Here is a 22941-nt window from a genome sequence, read left to right as displayed (position 1 = left end):
GGCCTGTCGGGGCCCTCAGGAGGGGCGGGGGAGGGGCTCCGCGATGCCGGCCCGCTTGTAGGTCCGCATCAGCAGCGCGGTCTCCGTCGAGGTGACCCCTTCGAGCCCGGCGAAGACCCGGGTCGTGAAGGCGTGCAGGTCCCGGATGTCGCGGTGGCTGGAGTAGCCGAGGAGCGCCGCGCCGCCCGTGGTCACCACCAGGTGCCGGACGGCCGGCTCCCGCGCCAGCCGCCGGATCGCCGCGTCCAGCCGGCTGTGCGCGACCCCGAGCCGGAACCGGGCCTCCACCGGGTAGCCCAGCACCGCCGGATCCGCGTGCAGCCGCAGGTGCAGCACGTGCGAGGACATCAGCCGGGTCAGGCGCCGCCGCGCCGTGCTCTCGCCCACCCGCAGCTCACGGGCCAGCCGGGTGGTGGACATCCGGGCGTCCCGGCCCAGCAGCGCGACCAGGGCCCGGTCCAGCTCGTCCACGACCAGGGGTTCGGGCAGCGGCGCGCCCGCCATGACCAGCCGGCGCACCTCGGTGGGCTCGTCGTCGTACGGGGCCCAGTCCGCCGCCGTGAGCAGCAGCCGCAGCACCACGCCGGAGTGGATGTCCACCACCCCGTCCAGCCGCCCGACCACCGTGTCCACCAGGGCCAGCAGCGCCTCGTGGTCGGGCGCGTTCAGCTCGGCGTACACCTCCAGCGCCCCGGTGGCGACCTCCACGGACCGGGTCTCCGGCCGCCGGGCCAGCGCCAGGGCGGTCTCGTGGATCCGGCCCGGGGCGCAGCGCACGGCCAGCTCGGCGGTGAGGCCCTCGCCCTGGTACTCGGGGACCAGCGCGGCGGTGAAGCGGACGTGCCCGGTGGCCGTCATGCGCTCCAGGCGGCGGGCGACCGTCCGTTCGTGGACCCCGATGGCGGCGGCGAGCGGGGCGAACCCGGCGCGCGGGTCGCGGTGCAGGGCGCGCAGCACCCGGTGGTCGACCTCGTCAAGGACCGGAAGGGATGCGGCGCTCACGGCTGTCTCCGGGGATGGGGTGGACGGGGGAGCCCCGCCGTCCGTACGGGGCGGCCGGGCGGCCGGGCGGCCCGCCCGACGGGGCCGGGCCGGGTGGCGGTGGCGGTGGCCGGGCGACCGTGCGGCCGTACGCCGGGGTGACCGTACGCCGGGGTGACCGTACGGCACGGTCGGAGGGCGCCGGTCGGCGTGCCCGAGGAGGGCCCGTGCGGGGCGCCGGCCGCCGGAATCCACCGCGCGGGGGCGCCCGCATGCCTCGTTCACCCGATTATGGGGCCCGGTATTGCCGGGGGCGCGGCGGGCGCCGGACATTGTGATGCGGATGGCGCCGCGCCCCCGGCCGACGACGGGGGCGCGGCGAACCCCTCCGCTCCCTGCCTCGGCCGCCTCGGCCACTCCCGAACAGGTGGTACGTATGACGTCCACGGACGCCCAGGTCGCCCGCCCCTCCAGACCCACCGTGCGCGCGACCCCCGCCACCGCCGTGATCGCCTCCGTCGTGCTCGTGGAGCTCTCCAGCGGCATCACCCAGGGTTTCCTGTCCCCGCTGCTGCGCGGGCTGACGGAGACCCTGCGGGTATCGGCCGCTGACCTGAACTGGATCAGCATCGCCAACCTGCTGGCCAGCGTCGCCTTCACCCCCGTGCTCTCCCGCATGGGCGACCTGTACGGCCACCGCCGGGTGCTGCGCTGGAACCTGGCGATCGTGCTGCTCGGCTCGGTCCTGGTCGGCCTCAGCCGTTCCTTCGGCACCCTGCTCGTGGGCCAGATCCTCCAGGGCGCCTTCGCCGGCTTCTTCCCGCTGCTCGTGGGCATCCTGCGCAACCGCGCCGGCAAGGCCGGGGCCGACGCGGACGGCGAGAGCCGCCGCGGCATCAGCCTCATGGTCGCCGCCCTCGTTGGCGGCATCGCCTTCGGCCTGGTCGCCAGCGGCTTCGTGGCCAAGGCCGTGGACAGCCCGACCGCCGCCCTGTGGGTGCCCGCCGTCGCCACCGCCGTGGCCCTCGCCGTCACGTGGCCGCTGCTGCCCGAGTCCGAGCACCGACCGGGCGGCCGGGTCGACTGGGCGGGCGGCCTGCTGCTCTGCCTGGGCCTGGTCGCGCTGATGCTCGGCCTCGGCCTCGGTGGCACCCCCGGCTGGGAGTGGACCTCGGCGCGCACCCTCGCCGTCCTGGTGGGCGGGACCCTGGTCACCGCGCTGTGGGTCGCGGTGGAACTGCGCACCCCCGAGCCGATGATCGACGTACGGATGTTCCGCCGCCGCAACGTCGTGGTGGTCTCCCTGGTCACCTTGACCTTCACCTTCGGGATGATCGGCCTCCAGGTCGCCAACCCCGTGTTCCTGGGGACCGACCCCGCCGAGAACGGCTACGGCCTGGGCCTGGACCCCTTCGCCATCGGCCTCGCGATGCTGCCCAACATGCTCGCCCTCGCCCTCGGCGCCCTGCTGGCCCCCGCCCTCGCCGCGGCCGTCTCCGACCGGCTCACCCTCGTCGCGGGCTCGCTGCTGATGGCCGCCGGCTACCTGCTGTCCCTCACCTGCCACTCCGACCAGGCGCTGTTCCTGGCGGGCACCGCCGTCGCGGGACTGGGCACCGGCTTCCTCCAGCACTCCACGCGCACCCTCGCGGTGGAATCCGTACCGCACGACCGGACCTCGGTCGGTTCGGGCATCAACGAACTGCTGATCAACGTCGGGGGCTCCGTCGGCGCCGCCGCCGTCCTCACCGTCTTCGCCGCCCGCACCCCCGCCGGGCACGCCCTGCCCGAGCTGGGCGCCTACACCACCTCGTGGACCCTGTGCACCGTCGTCGCCCTCGCGGGCGCGGGCCTGGGCCTGCTCTACCGCGACCCGCGCGCCGGGGAGGCCCGCCGATGAACACCGTCGAGGCGACGCGCGAACGCGCCCGCGCCATCCTCACCACCCGCCAGGACGAGGTCCTCGACCTGAGCCACGCCCTGCACGCCGACCCCGAACTCGCCTACGAGGAACACCGCGCCGCCCGCCGGATCGCCGACCTCCTGGAACGCGCCGGGTTCGCCGTCACCCGGGGCGCGTACGGGCTGCCCACCGCGCTCGACGCGCGCGTCGGCGGCGGGGACCTGGTCATCGGGATCTGCGCGGAGTACGACGCCCTGCCCGGCATCGGCCACGCCTGCGGCCACAACGTCAACGGCGCGGCCTCGGTGGCCGCCGCCCTCGCGCTGGCCCCGCTCGCCGACGAACTGGGCATCACCGTGCGGCTGCTCGGCACCCCGGCCGAGGAGTCCGGCGGCGGCAAGGTGGACATGCTCCGGGCCGGCGCCTTCGACGACGTGGCCGCCGCGATGATGGTGCACGCGGCGCCATCGGACTCGGTCGGCATGAGCTCGCTCGCCATCAGCAGTTGGAAGGTCGCCTACACCGGCCGCGCCGCGCACGCCGCCGCGATGCCGGAGCGCGGGATCAACGCCGCCGACGCCATGATGATCGCCCAGGTGGCCATCGCCGCCCACCGCCAGCAGATGCGGCCCGGCGCGGTCGTCTCGGGCGTGGTGACCGGCGGCGGCGAGGCCGCGAACGTCATCCCCGCCCGCACGGCCGCCGAGTACGACTGCCGGGCCGTCACCAGCGCGGAACTCGCCGAGCTCCAGACCCGCGTCCGCGCCTGCTTCGAGGCCGGGGCGCTGGCCACCGGGGCCGAACTCCTCCTGGAGACCGTCGGGAACGACTACGCGGACCTGCGCCAGGACTTCGACATCGGCCGCCGCTACCTCGCCGCCGCCCGCGACCTCGGACGCCGGGTCCAGGATTGCGACCCGACCCTGCGCGGAGGCTCCACCGACATGGGCAACGTCTCCCACGTCGTGCCCACCATCCACCCGATGATCGGCTACGACTGCGGGGACGCGATCATGCACAACCCGGAGTTCACCCGCCACGGGGTCTCCGCCGGAGCCGACCGCGCGGTCCTGGACGGCGGCCTGGCCATGGCCTGGACCGCGATCGACCTGGCCCGCGACCCCCTGCACCGCCAAGGCCTGCTCACCCGCCTCGCCTCCCGCGCCTCCGGGGCGGCGAGTGCCTGAGCGGGACCGGGGCGCGCGGCGGCCCCCACGGCCGCCGCGCGCCCGCCCCGCACCCGGCGTACGCGCTCACCCGGCGTACGCGCTCACACGGCGACGGGCGCCCCGGCCGGCTCGGCCGGCACCTTCAGCCGGGCCGCGCGCAGCCAACCGGCGGCGGCCTTCGCGGCGGAGCCCAGGGCCAGGCCCCAGGCGGCGCCGGCCACGCCCCACAGCGCGTACCCGCCCAGCAGCAACGCCACCGACAGCAGCGAGAACACCACCTGGAGGGAGAGCGTCGCCCTCGGGTTGAGCACGCGCAGCGTCAGCAGCGCGCAGGTGCCCAGGCCCATCACCGCGTACTGCGCGCCCGTCGCCGGCAGCAGCGCGGACGCGGCCGTCCAGGTGTCGCCCAGCAGGTGCCGGCCCAGCCGCTCCGGCAGGGCGTACAGCACCGCCGCCCAACCGGCGCCCAGCACCGCGAGGGCCGCGCCCATCAGTGCGGTCAGCCGGATCACGCCCCGCTTGCCGGACGCCCGCCCGACCACCGGCGGCCCGAAGGCGTTCGTCGAGTTGAACAGCACGTTCAGCGGCCCGAAGAGGGTGGTCGCGCCGCGCAGCGCGCCGACGGCGAGCGGGGTGGCGAAGACGCCGAGCCCCAGGACGGCGAGCTGGCTCGATCCGTTGCCCACCGCGAACTCGACGACGAACCGCCGGCCCAGGTGGCCCCGGCCGAGGTACGGCCGCAGTTCGGCGCGGGCACCCCGCACGTACGGGCGCAGCAGCCACAGACCGAGCGCCAGCGCGGGCAGCGCGGACAGCCCCCACACCAGCACCAGCCGGCCCGCGGAGGCCCCGGCCGGCTGCGCGGCCAGCGCCACGACCACGCACACCAGCCGCAGCGCGTCCGCCGCCAACGCCCGCTCGGGCGCCCGCAGCGCGGAGAAGCAGTAGCGCAGCCCGTCCTGGACGAGGACGAGAGGCAGGACCGCGCCCAGCGCGAGGAACGCCCCTCCCGCGCCCCGGGGCAGGGCCAGACCGACGCCGGCGAGCACCAGGGCGGCGACCGTCGAGGCGGCGGCGGAGAACAGCACCGAGGAGCGGCACACGACGCCGAGGCGTTCGCCCTTCTCCAGCACCACGGTCTGGCCGACGTAGGCCATGTTCAGCCCGAGGAGCACGCTGAAGGTCACGTACACCATCGAGAAGTCGGCGAAGCCGGACGCGGACGACAGCCGGGCGGCCAGCACCAGGACCAGGATGTTCGTGGCGCTGGAGGCCGCCTGGTCCAGGATCGAGGAGACCGCGGCGAGACCCCGCCGGCTCACCTCTGGCCCGTGCGGACCGTGCGCAGCGCGACGGTGTCGCCAGCGTCCCCCGACGGGGGCCCGTCGGAGCCGTCGCCGCGCGGCGCCGGCCCGTCGGGAGCGCCGCCCGCCGGGGCGGGCGCGGAGCCGCGGGTCGCGCCGCGCTTGTCGCCCGGCTGCGGGGCGTGGAGCACCGCGCCGAGGACGGTGCCGCCGGCGCCGCTGATCAGTTCGCGGATCCGGGCCAGGTCGCTGCGGTACACGGCGCGCGGGTCGCAGACCACCAGTACCCCGTCGACGCGGTCGACGAGCGCGAGCGCGTCGGCGTAGGACAGGACGGGCGGCGCGAGCACCACGACGGTGGAGTTGGGGGAGTCGGCCTCGGAGATCAGCCGGGTGGCGCGCGGGGAGGTCAGGGAGCGGGCGACGTTGCGCACCCGCTCGCCCGGGATCAGGTCGAAGGAGCCCGATTCCCCGGCGTCCACCACGAGCCGGCGGCCCTCGGGCCAGTCGGAGTCACCGGACCGCCCGTCGCCCTCGCCGCCCGCGCCCTGGCTCCAGCGCGGACGTGCGCCCGCCTCGGTCGGCAGCTGGCCGGCGAGGACGGGGGTGCGCAGGTCGGCCTCGATGAGCAGGACGTCCTTGCCGGTCTCGGCGAAGGAGGCGGCCAGGTTCACGGCCACGGCGGCGGCGGCCTCGCTGCTGCCGCGCGGGGCGACGACCAGGAGCCGGCGCCGGTCGGCGAAGCGGGAGTCGTAGGCGAGCCGGAAGGCCACCGAGCGGTATTCCTCGGCGAGCCGGGGATCGGCCTCGCCGGCCGCGAGGAGCGGTCCGCCGCCGGTGCGGTCCCGGGGCAGGGAGCCGAGCACGGGCGCGCGCAGGGCCCGCGACACGTCGCCCTCGGAGCGCGGGGCCGGGTCGAAGACGAGCCGGACCCAGGCGGCCAGCAGGCCGAGGGCCAGCCCCACGGCGGTGCCGAGCGCGAGCGACATCGGCAGGCCCGGCCCGTCGGCGCCCGAGGGAGGGGTGGCGGAGCTGGTGACCCGGCCGGGGGTCATGTCCAGCGCCTCCAGCTTGGTGATCTTGCCGTTGTAGCCGCCGACCTCGCTCTGGAGGTCGGTCTTGGAGGAGGTGGCGGCGTCGCGCGCGGCCCCGGCCGGCATCCGGGCGATCTCCTTGGCCAGCTCGTCGAGCTCCTTGGCCACCGGGTCGCGCTGGTCCTTGTACCCCTTGACCATGCGGTCGCGGGTGGCGTCGAGGGCCTCCTGCCGCTTCAGCAGGTACGCCTCCGACATGGCGTTGGCGCGCTTGGCGGCCTGCGTGGGGGAGGCGGCGGTGTAGGTGAACCGCAGCACCATGGTCTGGGGCGGGTTGGTCACCTGGAGCCCGGCGCGCAGGGCCTTGAAGTCCTTCTCGGCGACGCCGAGCTTCTGCCTGGCCGCCTCCGCGATGGAGCTGGAGAGCGCGACCTGACGCTCCGAGCCGATGTTGATGGCCTTGTCGGGGGCCAGGCTCGGGTTGAACGGGTCGTCGGTGGGCGCGCGCAGCACGACGTCGGCGGAGGCCACGTAGGTGTCCGCGGTGGATATGCCGAGGTAGACGCCGCCCAGCAGACCGATGCCCACGCCCGCGCCGAGGAGCCGGCGGTAGCGCAGGAGCTGCCTGAACTGGTCCCTCAGGAGGTCGGGTTCGTCCTCGGTGGGGACCGCTGCCGGTCGGTTCGTCTCGCTCACGGCCTGTGGCCCCCCAGTGCTTCTTCCATCAGTGCGTCGATGCGGGCCAGGCCCGCCTCACGGCTCAGGTGGGCCGCCACGTGGGCGGGCCCGGCCGAGCCCAGCGCGTCCGCCCCCTCGGGGTCCTCGGCCAGGGCCCGTACGGCCTTCAGCAGGGCCGCGGGGTCCTCCGGCGGTACGAGGACGCCGGCGCCGGAACGTTCCACCTCCTGGGCGGTCCCGCCCCGCGCCGCCACGGAGGCGACGACGGGACGGCCCGCCTGGAAGTAGGAGGTCAGCTTGGACGGCACGCTCATGTCCATCACGGCCGCGTGCTGCGTGACCGCGAGCACGTCCGCCGCGGCGAGGATATCGGGGAACTCTCCGTCCGCGGCAGGGGGGATGATGTCCAGGTTCGGCACGTCCGCCGCCAGGTCGGCGAGGGCCTGGCGCTGACTGCCGTCGCCCATCAGCACGAACCTGACCTCCGGGTCCAACCGGGCCGCCCCGACGAGTACTTCGAGGCCCTGCTTGAGCCCCATGTTCCCGGAGTGCAGCACGACCGTCTGGCCGGGGGCCCAGCCCAGGTGGTGCCGGGTCTCGCCGCGCGGCCTGCTGGGCTGCGGCACGTGCGACCAGTTCGGCACGATCCGGATCCGGCCGGGGTCCACGCCCATGCCGACGACCCGCTCCACGAAGGTCTCGTGGATGACGCCGACCAGCGTGGCGCGCCGCAGCGCGTACGCCTCCGCCCGCCCGGCCAGCGCCGCCGCCTTGTCGCCGCCGCTGATGCCGCTCTGCGCGGCGGCCGCGCCCATCAGGTCCTGGACGACGGGGACGAAGGGCACCTTCCACTTCGCCGCGAGCCGCGCCGCCAGTACGCCGCCCGCCAGGCTCGGCATCTGCGCGAGGATCGCGTGCGGCTTCGGCATCCGGGGCGGGGCCACCGCGCCGTGCAGCAGAATCGATCCTTCGAACAGGGCCCGCTTCACGGCGGTCTGACGCGGCGGCACCGTGTGCGCACGCCGGTGCACGGTCACCCCGCCACGCCGTTCCGTGCGCCGCAGCGCCCCCTTGTACTCCGCTTCGAGCGACCAGGCCGGATAGTGCGGCATGCCGGCGAGTACGTGCGTGTCGTGGCCGGTACTCGCCCAGTGCTCCGCGATCTGGGTGGCGTACGGGCCGATGCCCGCGTGCTCGGGGGCGTAGTTGGTGGAAACCAGCAGCAGCCGCCGGTGACCGGATGTGGACACTGAACGTCCCCTTCTCCCCTGGATGATGCGCACGTCACCCTATGCGTTCACCGGCCGGGTGCGGAACGTCCACGCTATTGTCTGCTCATCCGCCACACCGGGGGGTGTGGTCGCTGGGGGGTAACTGACAATGGAGCACGACATGTCCGAGCCCGCGCCGGTCGCGCGCAGGCCGTACCGGGTCGGGTACGCGCCGGGCGCCTACGACCTCTTCCACATCGGACACCTGAACATCCTTCGGCACGCCCGCAGCCGGTGCGACTACCTGGTGGCCGGCGTGGTCTCCGACGAGATGGCCGAACTCGCCAAGGGGCGCCGCCCGATGATCCCCCTGGTCGAACGACTGGAGATCGTCCGCAGCGTCAAGTACGTCGACGCCGCCTTCGTGGAGACCGTTCCGGACAAGGTCGAGACCTGGAAGCAGGTCCGCTTCGACGTGATCTTCAAGGGCGACGACTGGCGCGGCACGCCCAAGGGCGACCGGCTGGAGAAGGACTTCGCCGCCCACGGGGTCGACGTCGTCTACTTCCCCTACACGGTGCACACCTCCAGCACCCAGCTGCGCCGCGCCCTGGACGCGCTCGCCGCGCCGCCGCCCGAGCAGCTCACCGCCGAACGGCGCTGAGCTCCCGGAACCACTTCGCGAGGAAGGCCGCCAGGAACAGGGCGGCCACCGCGCCCAGCGCCGCGTACGCCCAGGCGAACACCGGCCCGCCGCCCAGGAGAAGGAACACCAGGCAGAACACCCCGTAGTCCACCGGCAGCAGCGCCACCGCCCGCAGCGTCGAGGGCGCGGCGGCGGGACTGCCCGGCGCGGGCTTCGGCCTGAGCTTCTCCGTCAGCAGCCCGCCGAAGAAGGTGACCACGGCGGCGAACTGGAAGCCGAGCGGCACCAGCAGCCAGCCCGGACCGTGCGTCCCGTAGGCGTCGGGGAAGCGGTAGAAGGCGATCAGGACGCAGGAGTGCAGGGCGGTGAGCTTCGCCGCGTCCACGACGTGGTCGAGCCACTCGCCCGCCGCGCTGCCGCCCCCGCGCAGCCGGGCCAACTGCCCGTCGGCGGAGTCGAACGCGAACCCGACCGCGAGCGCGGCCCACACGGCCGCGCCCAGCCACCAGGACGGCGCCGCCAGCGCCACCACCGCCACCGCGGCGAAGCTGAACGCGGCACTGACCAGCGTGACCCCGTTCGGGGTGAGCCCCACCGCGTACGACCCGGCGGCCAGGTACCGCCCGGCGGGCCGGTTGACGAACCGCGAGTAGAGCGACACCCCCTTCGCCGACTTCTGCGCCCCGCGCAGCTCCCCCAGCGCGGTCCCGACTCTGCCCATGCGTACCCCTGTTCGTGTGTCCGTGCGTTCGATGGTCCCCCGGGAAGCCCACATCATCGCAGGACGAACGAAGCCCTCCGCTCCGGATGCGCCCCGACCTCCCCGGGCGCCCTCGCCCGCGCCGCTACGACACCGCCTGCGCGGGCACCGCCCCTACGACACCGCCCCCGAGGGCACCGCCCCTACGACACCACCCGCAACAGCAGCACCGACCGCGCCGGAACCGTCACCGCCCGCCCGCCCCGGTGCACCACCCCCGGAGCCGTCGCCTGGGACTCCCGCGAGGTGTCCAGCACCAGCTCGTACGCCTCCGCCCACGGCGCCCCCGGCAGGACCCACTCCACGGGCCGGTCCCCGGCGTGCAGCAGCGCGAGGAAGCTGTCGTCGTTCACCTGCCGGCCCCGCTCGTCCCGCCCGGGGATGTCCCGCCCCGACAGGTACAGCCCCAGCGCGGCGGCCGGCGCGTACCAGTCCCGCTCGGTCATCTCCGCTCCCGCCGGGGTGAACCAGGCCAGGTCCCGCAGCCCGTCCGCACCCTGCGAGCGCCCCGAGAAGAAGGCCCGCCGGCGCAGCACCGGATGGTCCCGGCGTAGCGCCACCAGCCGCCGGGCCAGCGCGAACAGCTCGCTCCACGCCGGATCCCCCAGCAGCGACCAGTCCACCCATCCCGTCTCGTTGTCCTGGCAGTACGCGTTGTTGTTGCCGCCCTGCGTCCGGCCGAACTCGTCGCCCGCCACCAGCATCGGCACCCCCGTCGACAGCAGCAGCGTCGTCAACAGGTTGCGCAGTTGCCGCCGCCGCAGCGCCCCGATCCGCGGGTCCTCGCTCTCGCCCTCGACCCCGCAGTTCCACGAGCGGTTGTCGTTGGTCCCGTCCCGGCCCGCCTCCCCGTTGGCGTCGTTGTGCTTGCGCTCGTACGTCACCAGGTCGCGCAGGGTGAAGCCGTCGTGCGCCGTCACGAAGTTCACCGAGGCGTACGGCCTGCGCCCGCCCCACGCGTACAGGTCGCTCGACCCCGACAGCCGGTAGCCGAGGTCCCGCACGTCGGGCAGCGCGCCCCGCCAGAAGTCCCGTACGGCGTCCCGGTAGCGGTCGTTCCACTCGGTCCACAGCGGGGGGAAGGCCCCCACCTGGTAGCCGCCCGAGCCCACGTCCCACGGCTCCGCGATCAGCTTCACCCGCCGCAGCACCGGATCCTGCGCGATCACCGCGAGGAACGGCGACAGCATGTCCACGTCGTGCATCGAGCGGGCCAGCGCCGCCGCCAGGTCGAAGCGGAAGCCGTCCACCCCCATCTCCGTCACCCAGTACCGCAGCGAGTCGGTGATCAGGCGCAGCACGTGCGGCCGGCCCGCGTGCAGGGTGTTCCCGCAGCCCGTGTAGTCGGCGTAGCGGCGCTGGTCGGACTGGAGCCGGTAGTAGCCGCGGTTGTCGATCCCGCGCAGCGACAGGGTCGGACCCAGCTCGCCGGACTCCGCCGTGTGGTTGTAGACCACGTCGAGGATGACCTCGATCCCCGCCGCGTGCAGGGCCCGCACCATCCGCTTGAACTCGCCGACCTGCTCGCCCGCCGTCCCGCTGGAGGAGTAGCCGGCGTGCGGGGCGAAGTAGCCGATCGAGTTGTAGCCCCAGTGGTTGCGCAGCCCGCGGCGCAGCAGGTGGTCCTCGTGCGCGAACTGGTGGACCGGGAGCAGCTCCACCGCCGTCACGCCGAGGGAGGTGAGGTGCTCGATCGCCGCCGGATGGGCCAGCCCCGCGTAGGTGCCGCGCAGCTCCTCGGGAATCCCGGGATGGAGCATCGTGAACCCGCGCACGTGCAGCTCGTAGATCACCGAATCGGCCCACGGCGTCTTCGGCCGCACGTCGTCCGCCCAGTCGTCGTCATCGTGGACGACGACCCCCTTCGGGACGAACGGGGCCGAGTCCCGGTCGTCGCGCACGGTGTCCGCGATGTACTGCTGCGGCCAGTCCCGCACGTGCCCGTACACCTCCGGCGGCAGCGTGAAGTCGCCGTCGACGGCGCGCGCGTACGGGTCCAGGAGCAGCTTGGCCGGGTTGTACCGGGCGCCCGTCCAGGGGTCCCAGCGCCCGTGCACCCGGTACCCGTAGCGCCGGCCGGGGCCCACGCCGGGCACGAAGCCGTGCCAGATCTCGTGCGTCAGCTCGGTCAGCGGAGCCCGGGTCTCGGTGCCGTCCTCGTCGAAGAGGCACAGTTCCACCGCCTCCGCACCCTGGGCCCACAGCGCGAAGTTCGTCCCCGCGACACCGCCGGGGCCGACGTGGTACCGCACGCCCAGGGGGTGCGAGGACCCGGGCCACACGGCCGGCGCCGGTGGGGCGACGGCGCGCGGGACCCGCTCGGGGGCCGGGTCGGGGACCCTCCCGGGGACCCGCACGCGCACCGGGTCCGCGAGGTCCGTCCCGCCCGCCGGGTCCGTTCCGTCCGTCCCGCTGTGCGTGGCCCTGCCGTTCCCGGCGGTCACGGTGGCGGCATCCACCGCCTCTTGCTCGGCTGCGCTCGACACTGCCCGCCTCCACGGCTCCTGGGTACCGGCGGGGCGCGCGGCCCGGCGTCCCTGCCCGGCCCGCCCCCGTCTGGTCCTTCCCACTGTTCTGCCCGGACTGTTCTGCCCGGAACGTGGCCGGCCGTCACGTTTCCCCCGGAGGGGCCCGGTCGTTGGACGGTGCGTGACTCTTCTGACGAGGCGGGCAGGGGCGGGCTTGGCCGCCGTGGCGGTGTGGGCGGGCCTGTGGGCGGGCCTGACCGGCTGCACCAAGGACGGCGGCTCCCCGGTGGAGATCGCGCTGCCCGGCAAACCCCGCTCGCCGGACGAGGCCATCCGGGTCACCCCCGAGGACAACGCCAAGGGGGTCCCGGCGGAGGGCCCGCTGCGGGTGTACGTGCCCGAGGGCCGTCTGGAGCGGGTCGTCGTGACGAAGGTGGAGGACGCCCAGGAGGAGCGGGTCGCGGGCTCGATCGCCGCCGACGGGCTCAGCTGGAGCCCCGACCCCTCCGCAGGCCGGCTCGCGCTCGCCGCCAAGTACACCGTCGACGCGGTCGCCGTCGACGGGCACAACCGGCGCCAGGCCCGGCACACCACCTTCACCACCTACGTCCCCGAGGAGCGGTTCATCGGCTACTTCAAGCCCGAGAACCGCTCCACCGTCGGCACCGGCATGATCGTGTCGTTCAAGTTCAGCCGGGGGATCAAGCAGCGCGCCGACGTGGAACGGGCCATCACCGTCACCTCCGACCCGCCGGTGGAGGTCGTCGGCCACTGGTTCGGCGACGAGCGCCTCGACTTCCGGCCCAAGGAGTACTGGAAGGCCGGCACCGAGGTCACCGTGAGGATGAACCTGCGCGACATCGAGGGGGCGCCCGGCTCCTACGGCGTCCAGGACAAGACGATCCGCTTCACCGTCGGCCGCTCCCAGGTCTCCACGGTGGACGCGGAGGCGCACACCATGGAGGTCCGGCGCGAGGGCCGCCTGCTGTCCACGATCCCGATCAGCGCCGGCGCGCCCGAGAACACCACCTACAACGGGAAGATGGTGGTGATGGAGATGTTCGACGTGACCCGGATGAACGGGGCCACCGTCGGCTTCACCGGCGAGGACGGCAAGGGCGAGTACGACATCCCGGACGTTCCGCACGCGATGCGCCTGACCGCCTCCGGGACCTTCCTGCACGGGAACTACTGGGCCAGCCCCGACACCTTCGGCACCACCAACACCAGCCACGGCTGCGTGGGCCTGCGCGACGACAAGGGCGGCGGCTCGGACACCCCCGCCGGCTGGTTCTTCGACCGCACGCTGATCGGCGACGTGGTGGAGGTCGTGAACTCGCAGGACAAGGTGGTCGCCGCCAACAACGGACTGGGCGGCTGGAACATGTCCTGGGCCGACTGGGTCGCGGGCTCCTCGATCACCTGATTCACCCGTCCGGTCGCGCATCCGAGTGATCGTCGTACCGGAATGCCGTAGCGGAAGAGTGTCGTCCGTCCGCCGCGCCGTACCCGCCCCGCAGCCTGTCAGGGCCATCAGCGCGGAAACGGACGGAGCGTCATGTCAGCAAGGAAATGGACCCCGGTGGTCGCGATCGTGGCCGCCCTGGCCACGGCCGCCCCGGCGGCCCTGGCCGCGGTCCCCGGGGCCCAACCCCCGACGGCCCGCACCCTACGGGCCCCGCTGCCCGGCGGGCTCGGTCCGTGCGACCCGGGCGACTGCCCGAGCCCCTTCCCGCCGATCGGCAGCGACGGCAGCGTCAAGGGCCGGGACAAGGCGATCAACATCTTCGTCGGCTCCGAGTTCCGCGTCCGGGGCCGCGCCTCCGAGGCGGAGGGCCGCTCGGTCGTCCTCGGCGGCTTCGACCAGGACAAGGTGGCCGGCGCCGACGCCCGCTACAACGTCGGCGTCGTCGGCGCCGGCTCCCTGGTCCCCCCGCCCGCCGGCGCCGACTTCCTCACCACCGGCGGCAGCGTGCGCGTCGCCGAGGGCGAGACCCTGATCGCCGACACCGGCGTCGTCCGCCACGCGGGGACCGTCACCGGCACCGTGACCGGCACGCTCGAACAGGACGCCAACGCGGTCGCCCCCTACGCGGGCCTGCGCGAGCGGCTCACCGCCGCCAGCCAGTGCTACGCCAAGGTCGACGGCGCCGCCCGCCCGCCGACCGGGACCGTCGTCAACAGCGGCTTCGAGACCGTCTTCACCGGCGACGGCAGCTCCCCGATCCAGGTCTTCAACGTGCCCGCGGACATGAACCTGACCAGCGCCAACGGCGGCGCGCAGGGCATCCGTTTCGCGGGGATCCCGGCCGGGGCGACCATCCTGGTCAACGTGCAGGGCACCGGCACCCGCACCCTCAACACCTACAGCGGCACCCTCGTCGACCCGCCCGGCGTGGGCAGCGACCCGCTCAACGCCTACCGCGAGCGGCTGCTGTGGAACTTCCCGGACGCCTCGACGGTCAACCTGCTCGGCAGCGGCCAGTTCCAGGGCAGCTTCCTGATCGGCGACAACGCCTCCGAGACCCTGGTCACCCTCCCGGGCGTCAACGGCCGCTTCTTCACCACCGGCTCCGTCACCCACGGCAGCGAGACCATCGGGGGCGGCGGCCAGGAGTTCCACGCCTACCCCTTCAACGGCGACCTCCCCGACTGCGGCACCACCCCGCCCGCCACGGGCACCGTCGCCGTGACGAAGGTGGACGGCCAGGGCAACGCGCTGGCCGGCGCGGTCTTCGAGCTGTGGCGGGAGACCAACGGTCAGGAGGGCCTCCAGACCACGGGGACCACTCCCGACACCAAGGTCTCCGACTGCACCACCCCCGCCGCCGGCGAGTGCGTGCGGGAGGACGTCGCGCCGGGCGCCTACTACTGGCGCGAGACGGCGGCCCCGCCCGGGTACGACCTCCCCGCGAACCCGGTCTTCCCGCTCACGCTGACGGCCGAGGACATCGCGGCCGACCGCACTGTCCGCGTCCGCGCGGTCAACACCTCCACCCCGACCCCCACCGGCGCCGTCGCGGTGACCAAGGTGGACGGCGAGGGCAACGCGCTGGCCGGCGCGGTCTTCGAGCTGTGGCGGGAGACCAACGGTCAGGAGGGCCTCCAGACCACGGGGACCACCCCGGACACCAAGGTCTCCGACTGCACCACCCCGGCGAACGGCCGGTGCGAGCGGGCGGACCTCGTCCCGGCGGCCTACTACTGGCGCGAGACGGCCGCCCCGAGCGGCCACGACCTGCCGGCCAACCCGGTCTTCCCGGTCACGCTGACCACGCAGGACGCCACCGAGGGCCGCACCCCCACGGTCCGCGCGGTCAACACGCGGACCCCGGTGACGGGCACCGTCTCCGTCCTGAAGGTGGACGGCGAGGGCAACGCGCTGGCCGGCGCCGTCTTCGAGCTGTGGCGCGAGACGAACGACGTCCCGGGCCTCCAGACCACGGGGACCACCCCGGACACCAAGGTCTCCGACTGCACCACCCCGGCGAACGGCCGGTGCGAGCGCACCGGGACCGAACCGGACACCTACTACTGGCGCGAGACGGCCGCCCCGCCCGGGTACGACCTGCCCGCGAACCCGGTCTTCCCCCTGACGCTGACCCCCGAGAACGCCTCCGCCGGCGTCCAGGTCCGGGCCGTCAACACCGCCACCCCGACCCCCGGCGCCCGCGTCGTGCTCCGCAAGAGCGACCGGGACACGGGAGCCGCCCTCGCGGGGGCCGTGTTCGAGCTGTGGCGCGAGTCCAACGACGTACCGGGCCTCCAGATCGCCGGCCCCGGCGCCGACGAGCGGCTTCCCGGAGGCTGCGTCACCGACGCCCGCGGCACCTGCACCGTGGAACTGCCCACGGGGGAGTCGTACTACTGGCGCGAGACCACCGCGCCCGCCGGCTACGACCTCCCCGCCGACCCGGTGGTCCCCTTCACCCTGGACGAGGGGGACGTCGCGACCGGCATCGTCCTCAACGTCTCCAACCGCAAGCGGGACGAGGACCCGCACGGCTCCATCCACCTGCTGAAGAAGGACGCCAAGACCCACCGCCCGCTGCGCGGCGCCGTCTTCGAGCTCTGGAAGGAGACCAACCGCACGGCCGGGCTCCAGACCCGGGGCATCAACGCCGACACGAAGATCGGCGAGGGCTGCGCCACCGACCGGATCGGCGTCTGTGACTTCGACGGGCTCTCCGACGGTTCCTACTACCTCCTGGAGACGGACGTCCCCGAGGGTTACGTGCTGCCGGCCGACCGGGTCACCGGGCCGCTGAGGCTGGACGCCTCGACCCCGGGCAGGGTGCTGATCGTGACCCTCGACAACGAGCGCGACGGACACGGCAAGCCGGGCAAGCCCGGTAAGCCCGGTAAGCCCGGTAAGCCCGGTAAGCCCGGCAAGCCGGGCAAGGAGCACGGCAAGGACGGCCGCGGCGGCGCCTGACCGACCCCGCCCCCGTCCCGGTGCGCCGGTGGAGTGACGCCCTCACCCCACCGGCGCACCTGCGGGAGCCGCCGCCGGCGGGCCCGGGTTGGCTGGGCCGGGAGGGCCCGGCCGGCGGGCCCGAGGAGGCGCGCCATGGCCGTACGTCGCACCGCACACCGGACCCGGGGACGGGCGGCGACCGCGGTGACCGCGGCGCTCGCCCTCGCCGGCCTGCTCGCCCTGGCGGGCCCGGCGCCCCGGTCCCACGCGGCGGCCCCGGAGCCCGAGACGGCCTGCACCGCCGGGACCGGCCCGTACCAGCGGGAACTGGAGACCCACCTCGGTCTCCCGGTCGACGGGCGGCAGTCCGCCGCCGACTGCGCGGCCATCCGGAGCTTCCAGCGGGCGCACGGCGTCACCCCCGCCGACGGCCGCCCGGCCCTCGCCACCTTCCGCACCATGACCGCCGTCGCCGCCCGCGCCGATCCCAACGCCGCCGGTCACTGTCCGGTCCGCGACCACCGGGTGACCTGCGTCGACCTGGACCGGCAGTTGCTGTGGGTGCAGCGGGGCCGCCGCGTCGTCCTCGCGCCCGTGCCGATCCGTACGGGCCGCGACGAGCAGGAGACCCGGCCCGGCTGGCACGAGATCTACTGGCGGAGCAAGGACCACGTCTCCACCCTCTACGACGACGCCCCGATGCCGTACTCCCAGTTCTTCGACCGGGGTCAGGCCCTGCACGGCCGTCCCGGTTCGCTCTTCGAGGACGGCGGTTCGGCGGGCTGCGTCAACCTCTCCGTGCCGGACGCCGAACGGCTGTGGAACCTGCTGGGGGAGGGCGACGCCGTCTACGTCTGGGGGGTCAAGCCGGGCACGGAGGACTGAGGCCCGCCCCGCGCCCCCGGCCGCGGCCCGGGACCGGGCGGGGCCCGGCGGGGGCACGCCGGCGCTTGGGACGGAACGGTGACAAGACTGTGCCTATTCGTAATCTGCCCGTGTGATTTCCTGTCGACATGCGCGCGACTGTCCGCGCGCGGGGGACATGGGGAGAACACGAGTGAACCTGCAGCCGATTCGCGGCCGCGTCCGCACCGGCCTGCCGGCCCTCCTGCTGGGGGCGGCCCTGCTGTTCACCAGCGCGTGCAGCGGCGGTGGCGAGACCGCGGGCGGCAAGGGCGGGAGCGACAAGGGGGCCGCCGCCGGCAAGACGGGCAACGAGGCCTCCAAGGCCGTCGTGAGCGTCAAGCCCGACGACGGGTCGAAGGAGGTCGCCACGAGCGGCGTCCTGAAGATAACCAGCACCGGCGGGAAGCTGACCACGGTGACGGTCGCCGACACCAAGGGCAACGCCGTCGAGGGCAAGCTCGCCGCCGACGGGCTGAGTTGGGAGCCCGCCCGCCACCTGGCCGCCGCCACCGAGTACAAGGTGCACGCCGTCGCCAAGGACGAGGCCGGCCGGGAGTCCGCCAAGGACTCCACCTTCACCACCCTGACCCCCCAGAACACCTTCGTGGGCCACTACACGCCCGAGGACGGCGCGACCGTCGGCGTGGGCATGCCGGTCTCCATCAACTTCAGCCGCGGCATCACCAACCCCGAGGCCGTCGAGAAGGCCATCACCGTGACGGCCGAGCCGGCCGTGCAGGTCGAGGGCCACTGGTTCGGCAACGACCGACTCGACTTCCGCCCCGAGAAGTACTGGGCCGCCGGCACCAAGGTCACCGTGAAGCTCGCCCTCGACGGGGTCGAGGGACGGCCGGGCGTCTACGGCAAGCAGACCCGTACGGTCACCTTCACCGTCGGCCGCTCGCAGGTCACCACCGTCGACGCGAGTGCCCACACCATGCAGGTCGTCCGTGACGGCCAGGTCCTCAAGGACGTCCCGATCACCGCCGGGGCGCCCTCCACGACCACCTACAACGGGCAGATGGTCATCAGCGAGAAGTACAAGGTGACCCGGATGAACGGCGCCACCGTCGGCTTCGGCGGCGAGTACGACATCTCCGACGTCCCGCACGCGATGCGACTGTCGACCTCCGGCACCTTCGTCCACGGCAACTACTGGGCCTCGTCGAGCACCTTCGGTTCGGAGAACGTCAGCCACGGCTGCGTCGGCCTCCAGGACAAGCGGGGCGCCGGCGACCCCAACACCCCGGCGGCCTGGTTCTTCAACGAGTCCCTGATCGGCGACGTGATCGTCGTGAAGAACTCCAAGGACAAGAACATCGCCCCGGACAACGGGCTCAACGGCTGGAACATGGACTGGGCGGAGTGGATCAAGTAGTCCCGCGCTCCGCGTGACCCGGTGGCCCGGTGCTGTGACCCACAGCACCGGGCCACTTCGCGTTAACCGCCGCTAACCTGGCCGCATGACCCTCTCTCTCGAAGTCTCCGAAGGCGTCGGCACCCTGCGGCTGGACCGGCCCCCCATGAACGCCCTGGACATCGCCACCCAGGACCGGCTGCGCGAGCTGGCGGTGGAGGCGACGGACCGCGACGACGTGCGCGCCGTGATCCTCTGGGGCGGCGAGAAGGTGTTCGCGGCCGGCGCGGACATCAAGGAGATGCAGAACATGGACCACGCGGCCATGGTCGCCCGGTCCCGCGCCCTCCAGGACGCCTTCACCGCGGTCGCCCGGATCCCCAAGCCGGTCGTCGCCGCCATCACCGGATACGCCCTCGGCGGCGGCTGCGAGCTGGCCCTGTGCGCCGACTACCGCATCGCCGCCGACAACGCGAAGCTCGGCCAGCCCGAGATCCTGCTCGGCCTGATCCCGGGGGCCGGCGGCACCCAGCGGCTGTCCCGGCTGATCGGCCCCTCCCGGGCCAAGGACCTCATCTTCACCGGCCGCATGGTCAAGGCCGACGAGGCCCTCTCCCTCGGCCTGGTGGACCGGGTCGTGCCCGCCGACGAGGTCCACGCGCAGGCGCACGCGTGGGCGACCAAGCTCGCGCAGGGCCCCGCGATGGCGCTGCGCGCCGCCAAGGAGTGCGTGGACGCGGGGCTGGAGGCGGACATCGACACCGGCCTGACCATCGAACGCAACTGGTTCGCGGGCCTGTTCGCCACGGAGGACCGCGAGCGCGGGATGCGCAGCTTCGTCGAAGAGGGCCCGGGCAAGGCGAAGTTCGTCTGAGACCGGTTCGGGGCGCCTCCTTCCTGAGGGTGGATTAGCCAGGCCTTAAGGGAGCCTTAAGGGGAACCGGTGATCCACTCTGGGTGATCGCCGCCGATCGGAGGGTCACCGCAGGTCAAGGTGGTCCCGTAGGTATCCGATTGCCTTGCGCATATGCCGCGACCGCCCCTCGGGATCGATGCTCCCGAGGGGCGTTTTCCCGCGGAACGGCCCGGGCGGAGGCGTCGGCCGTCCATGATGGGTGCATGGCGGGCCTGGAGGGTGTGGAACAGCCGCGGCAGCGCAGCAGTGCTTCTGCTTCTGCCGTACGGCTCACGGCGGCGTTCGAGGAAGAACAGGGCCTCAAGGCGCTGGACTTGTACGGGAACCCGGCCGAGTCGGAGGTGACGTTGCCCTCCATGCCGGAATCCGCGAGCACGGCCCGCCGGTTGACGCAGAGCGTGGTGATCCGCTTCTGGGGGCTGTCCCCGCAGATCTCCGAGCACGCGGTCCTGTTGGTCTCGGAACTCGTCGGCAACGCGGTGCGCCACACCGGGGCCCGGTCGTTCGGGTTGCGGATGGTGCGCAGGCGCGGCTGGATCAGGGTCGAGGTGCGCGACCCCTCGCGCGGACTGCCCTGCCTGATGCCGGTGCACGAGATGGACACCACGGGGCGGGGGCTCTTCCTCGTCGACAAGCTCTCCGACCGGTGGGGGGCGGACCTCTTGCCGCGCGGCAAGATCACCTGGTTCGAGATGCGGGTGGCGGACCGCTGATCCCCGGCTCGGCCGGCCGGCGCCGCGCCCCCGGAAACGCCCGAAGCCCCCGGCTCGCCGTGGTGGGGCGTCGTGGGGGCTTCATGGGTGTGCCGAGGATCGAAGGGGGTGTGATCCTCGGCATCGGTGACTTCGCTCGGGTCAAAGGGAAGCCGTGCTTCCGACTATGGCAGACGAGGGCCCAAACGCCAAAAGTCCCGACTCGGACATAAGTGTGCATATCCTAAGAGTTTCTACCTAAATCCTAGGTGAGGTGGGCCACTCACCTCGCTTTCGATGAATAAGTATCGAACGCTCTGCGTAAATCGTTGATCACAGGGTGAACGAAGCCCCGATCGACCCCGGGGCGTCTAAGGTCCCAAATTGGGTCAATCATTACCTTCTCCTCCATCCACCCCTTAAATGGGCAGGTGCTCTCCCCATCCGGCCGCCGCGCGGCCCTGCGCGCGGGCGCCGCGGCCCTGGTCGGCCTCAGCGGCGCCTGCGCCACCGGACGCACCGTCGCCGGACCGCCCGCCGCCACCGCGACCCCCGCCTCCTCGCCCCGGGCGGGCCGCCCCCCGGGCGCCCCGGCGGGCCCCGCCCCCGCGCCCCGCCGGTTCGCGGGACAACCCGTCGAGATCGGCCACGGCCCCCGCGACCGCCCCGCCGTCTCCCTCACCTTCCACGGCAACGGCGACCCCGCCATCGCCCGCTCCGTCCTCGCCGAGGCCGAACGGGCGGGCGCGCGGGTCACCGTACTGGCCATCGGCGCCTGGCTCGACGCCCACCCCGACATGGCCCGCCGCGTCCTCGACGGCGGGCACGAACTCGGCAACCACACCCAGAACCACGTCGCGATCAACTCCCTGTCCGAGGAGGAGGCCCGGGCCGAGATCACCGCCTGCGCCGGGCGCCTCAAGCGGCTCACCGGCTCCATCGGCACCTGGTTCCGACCGTCCCAGACCCGGTACGCCTCCCCGCTCGTGCGCACCCTCGCCCAGCAGGCGGGCTACCCCCACGTCCTCTCCTACGACGTGGACTCCCTCGACTTCACCTCACCCGGCGCCGCGGCCGTCATCCGCACCGTCACCGGGACGATCCAGGGCGGATCGGTGGTGAGCCTGCACTTCGGCTACGCGGACACGGTCGACGCGATGCCGCCCCTCCTCGAAGAACTCGCGCGCCGCAAGCTGCGCGCGGTGACCACCACGGAGCTGCTGACCCCATGACCAACAACCGCCTGCCCCACCGGGCCACCGTGCTCGCCGCCGGACTGGTCCTCGCCGCCCTGGCGGGCTGCGGATCCGGTGGGAAGGACGCGCCCGAGGCGCAGGGCTCCAAGGGCCCGGCCCGCCCGGCCAAGGTCGCGCCGGCCGTCCCGGCCGCCCCGCCCGGGCTGGCGGGCATGCCGCCGCTCCTCGACCCGAACGACGTGTACGCCGCCGACCGGCCCAACCTGCTCTCGCCCGTGGTGAAGGACTTCCCCTCCCGCGTCTACGTGCCGAACACCAACTCCAACACGGTGTCCGTCATCGACCCGGCCACGTACAAGGTCATCGACACCATTCCGGTCGGCGTCCAGCCCCAGCACGTGGTGCCGTCCTGGGACATGAAGACCCTGTGGGTCAACAACAACCGCGGCCATACGCTCACCCCCATCAACCCCGCCACGGGCGAGGCGGGCGAGCCCGTCGAGGTGCACGACCCGTACAACCTGTACTTCACCCCGAACGGGAAGTACGCGGTCGTGATGGCCTCCATGGACCGGGAACTCGTCTTCCGCGATCCGCACACGATGAACCGCGTGAAAACCGTCCCGGTGACCTGTTTCGGCGTCAATCACGCCGACTTCTCCGCGGACGGCCGCTACTTCATCGTGAGCTGCGAGTTCTCCGGTGAACTGCTGAAGGTCGACACCGAGAAGATGGAGGTCGTCGGCCAGCAGAAACTCCCCTTCGAGGGGGCCATGCCGCAGGACGTGAAGATCTCCCCGGACGGAAAGACCTTCTACGTCGCGGACATGATGGCGCACGGCATGTGGGTGCTCAGCGGGGACAAGTTCGACACCCCCAAACTGCTGCCCACCGGCAAGGGGTGTCACGGGCTGTACGTGAGCCGTGACTCGAAGGAGATGTACGTCTCCAACCGGGGCGAGGGCAGCGTCTCCGTCTTCGACTTCAAGCAGAACCGGCTGACGAAGAAGTGGGAACTGCCCGACGGCGGCAGCCCCGACATGGGCGGGGTCTCGGCCGACGGCAAGGTGCTGTGGCTCTCGGGCCGGTACAACTCCGAGGTCTACGCGATCGACACCACCACCGGCGAGCAGCTCGCGAAGGTCCCGGTGGGCGGCGGCCCCCACGGCCTCGCCGTCTACCCGCAGCCCGGCCGCTACTCGCTCGGCCACACCGGCATCTTCCGCTAGCCGGCCGGGGCCGGGGCCGGTTCCGGGCCCCGGTCCTGGTCCCGCCCCCGGTTCGGCCCCGGACGCGACAGTGC

Annotated in this window: 17 protein-coding genes; 11 read left to right on the top strand and 6 right to left on the bottom strand. The window is 73.5% G+C overall.

Annotated features, from left to right (window positions below):
* Nucleotides 1–15: 15 nt before the first annotated feature.
* Nucleotides 16–1002 carry an Lrp/AsnC family transcriptional regulator gene (locus ACZ6ZI_RS14625; RefSeq protein ID WP_469520064.1) on the bottom strand — a complete coding sequence of 329 codons (987 nt, stop codon included), beginning with the start codon at nt 1000–1002 and terminating at the stop codon, nt 16–18.
* Between the two features lie 415 nt (nt 1003–1417).
* Between ACZ6ZI_RS14625 and ACZ6ZI_RS14620 the strand changes: the two genes are divergently transcribed.
* Nucleotides 1418–2881 carry an MFS transporter gene (locus ACZ6ZI_RS14620; RefSeq protein ID WP_469520061.1) on the top strand — a complete coding sequence of 488 codons (1464 nt, stop codon included), beginning with the start codon at nt 1418–1420 and terminating at the stop codon, nt 2879–2881.
* The gene (locus tag ACZ6ZI_RS14615; protein WP_469520058.1) at nt 2878–4071 is read left to right on the top strand and encodes an amidohydrolase; all 1194 of its coding nucleotides are present in this window, start codon (nt 2878–2880) and stop codon (nt 4069–4071) included. The genes ACZ6ZI_RS14620 and ACZ6ZI_RS14615 overlap by 4 nt, the downstream gene beginning before the upstream one ends.
* Nucleotides 4072–4154: 83 nt before the next feature.
* Here ACZ6ZI_RS14615 and ACZ6ZI_RS14610 read toward each other — a convergent pair whose 3' ends face one another.
* The 3 genes from ACZ6ZI_RS14610 to ACZ6ZI_RS14600 are packed head-to-tail and all read right to left on the bottom strand — an operon-like array spanning nt 4155 to nt 8289.
* Complete coding sequence (locus tag ACZ6ZI_RS14610; protein ID WP_469520056.1) at nt 4155–5375, bottom strand: MATE family efflux transporter; 1221 nt, start codon at nt 5373–5375, stop codon at nt 4155–4157.
* Complete coding sequence (locus ACZ6ZI_RS14605) at nt 5372–7087, bottom strand: lipopolysaccharide biosynthesis protein (RefSeq protein ID WP_469520053.1); 1716 nt, start codon at nt 7085–7087, stop codon at nt 5372–5374. The genes ACZ6ZI_RS14610 and ACZ6ZI_RS14605 overlap by 4 nt, the downstream gene beginning before the upstream one ends.
* Nucleotides 7084–8289, bottom strand: a complete 1206-nt coding sequence (locus ACZ6ZI_RS14600) for a glycosyltransferase family 4 protein (RefSeq protein ID WP_469520584.1) — start codon at nt 8287–8289, stop codon at nt 7084–7086. The genes ACZ6ZI_RS14605 and ACZ6ZI_RS14600 overlap by 4 nt, the downstream gene beginning before the upstream one ends.
* A 172-nt stretch (nt 8290–8461) precedes the next feature.
* Here ACZ6ZI_RS14600 and ACZ6ZI_RS14595 point away from each other — a divergent pair, with 172 nt between their 5' ends.
* Entirely contained in the window at nt 8462–8944 is a 483-nt protein-coding gene (locus ACZ6ZI_RS14595; protein WP_469520050.1) for an FAD synthase family protein, read from the top strand.
* On the opposite strand, the gene ACZ6ZI_RS14590 is transcribed toward ACZ6ZI_RS14595, so the two are convergent.
* The gene (locus ACZ6ZI_RS14590) at nt 8925–9647 is read right to left on the bottom strand and encodes a CDP-alcohol phosphatidyltransferase family protein (protein WP_469520047.1); all 723 of its coding nucleotides are present in this window, start codon (nt 9645–9647) and stop codon (nt 8925–8927) included. The genes ACZ6ZI_RS14595 and ACZ6ZI_RS14590 overlap by 20 nt on opposite strands.
* Nucleotides 9648–9829: 182 nt before the next feature.
* Entirely contained in the window at nt 9830–12172 is a 2343-nt protein-coding gene (gene glgX / locus ACZ6ZI_RS14585; protein ID WP_469520044.1) for a glycogen debranching protein GlgX, read from the bottom strand.
* A gap of 196 nt (nt 12173–12368) precedes the next feature.
* Between glgX and ACZ6ZI_RS14580 the strand changes: the two genes are divergently transcribed.
* From ACZ6ZI_RS14580 to ACZ6ZI_RS14545, 8 genes are all read left to right on the top strand, one after another.
* Nucleotides 12369–13580 (top strand): L,D-transpeptidase, encoded by a 1212-nt coding sequence (locus ACZ6ZI_RS14580; protein WP_469520041.1) that lies wholly within the window; start codon nt 12369–12371, stop codon nt 13578–13580.
* A gap of 132 nt (nt 13581–13712) precedes the next feature.
* On the top strand, nt 13713–16589 hold the full coding sequence (locus ACZ6ZI_RS14575) for a SpaA isopeptide-forming pilin-related protein (protein WP_469520038.1): 2877 nt from the start codon (nt 13713–13715) through the stop codon (nt 16587–16589).
* A 135-nt stretch (nt 16590–16724) separates the two neighbouring features.
* Nucleotides 16725–17456: a L,D-transpeptidase family protein gene (locus ACZ6ZI_RS14570; protein WP_469520035.1), complete on the top strand. Its 732-nt coding sequence runs from the start codon at nt 16725–16727 to the stop codon at nt 17454–17456.
* Nucleotides 17457–17628: 172 nt separating this feature from the next.
* Nucleotides 17629–18855, top strand: coding sequence for a L,D-transpeptidase (locus ACZ6ZI_RS14565; protein WP_469520032.1), 1227 nt, complete (start codon nt 17629–17631; stop codon nt 18853–18855).
* Between the two features lie 85 nt (nt 18856–18940).
* Complete coding sequence (locus tag ACZ6ZI_RS14560; protein WP_469520029.1) at nt 18941–19708, top strand: enoyl-CoA hydratase/isomerase family protein; 768 nt, start codon at nt 18941–18943, stop codon at nt 19706–19708.
* Nucleotides 19709–19848: 140 nt separating this feature from the next.
* Nucleotides 19849–20463 carry an ATP-binding protein gene (locus ACZ6ZI_RS14555; RefSeq protein WP_469520028.1) on the top strand — a complete coding sequence of 205 codons (615 nt, stop codon included), beginning with the start codon at nt 19849–19851 and terminating at the stop codon, nt 20461–20463.
* A 410-nt stretch (nt 20464–20873) separates the two neighbouring features.
* Nucleotides 20874–21674, top strand: coding sequence for a polysaccharide deacetylase family protein (locus tag ACZ6ZI_RS14550; RefSeq protein ID WP_469520027.1), 801 nt, complete (start codon nt 20874–20876; stop codon nt 21672–21674).
* Nucleotides 21671–22867 (top strand): YncE family protein, encoded by a 1197-nt coding sequence (locus ACZ6ZI_RS14545; RefSeq protein ID WP_469520024.1) that lies wholly within the window; start codon nt 21671–21673, stop codon nt 22865–22867. Before ACZ6ZI_RS14550 ends, ACZ6ZI_RS14545 begins: the two co-directional genes overlap by 4 nt.
* Nucleotides 22868–22941: the final 74 nt, after the last annotated feature.

It is taken from the genome of Streptomyces sp. NPDC103540, assembly GCF_055584445.1.
The sequence above is the reverse complement of the archived record's forward strand: the minus strand, read 5'-3'. Positions and strand labels throughout refer to the sequence as shown.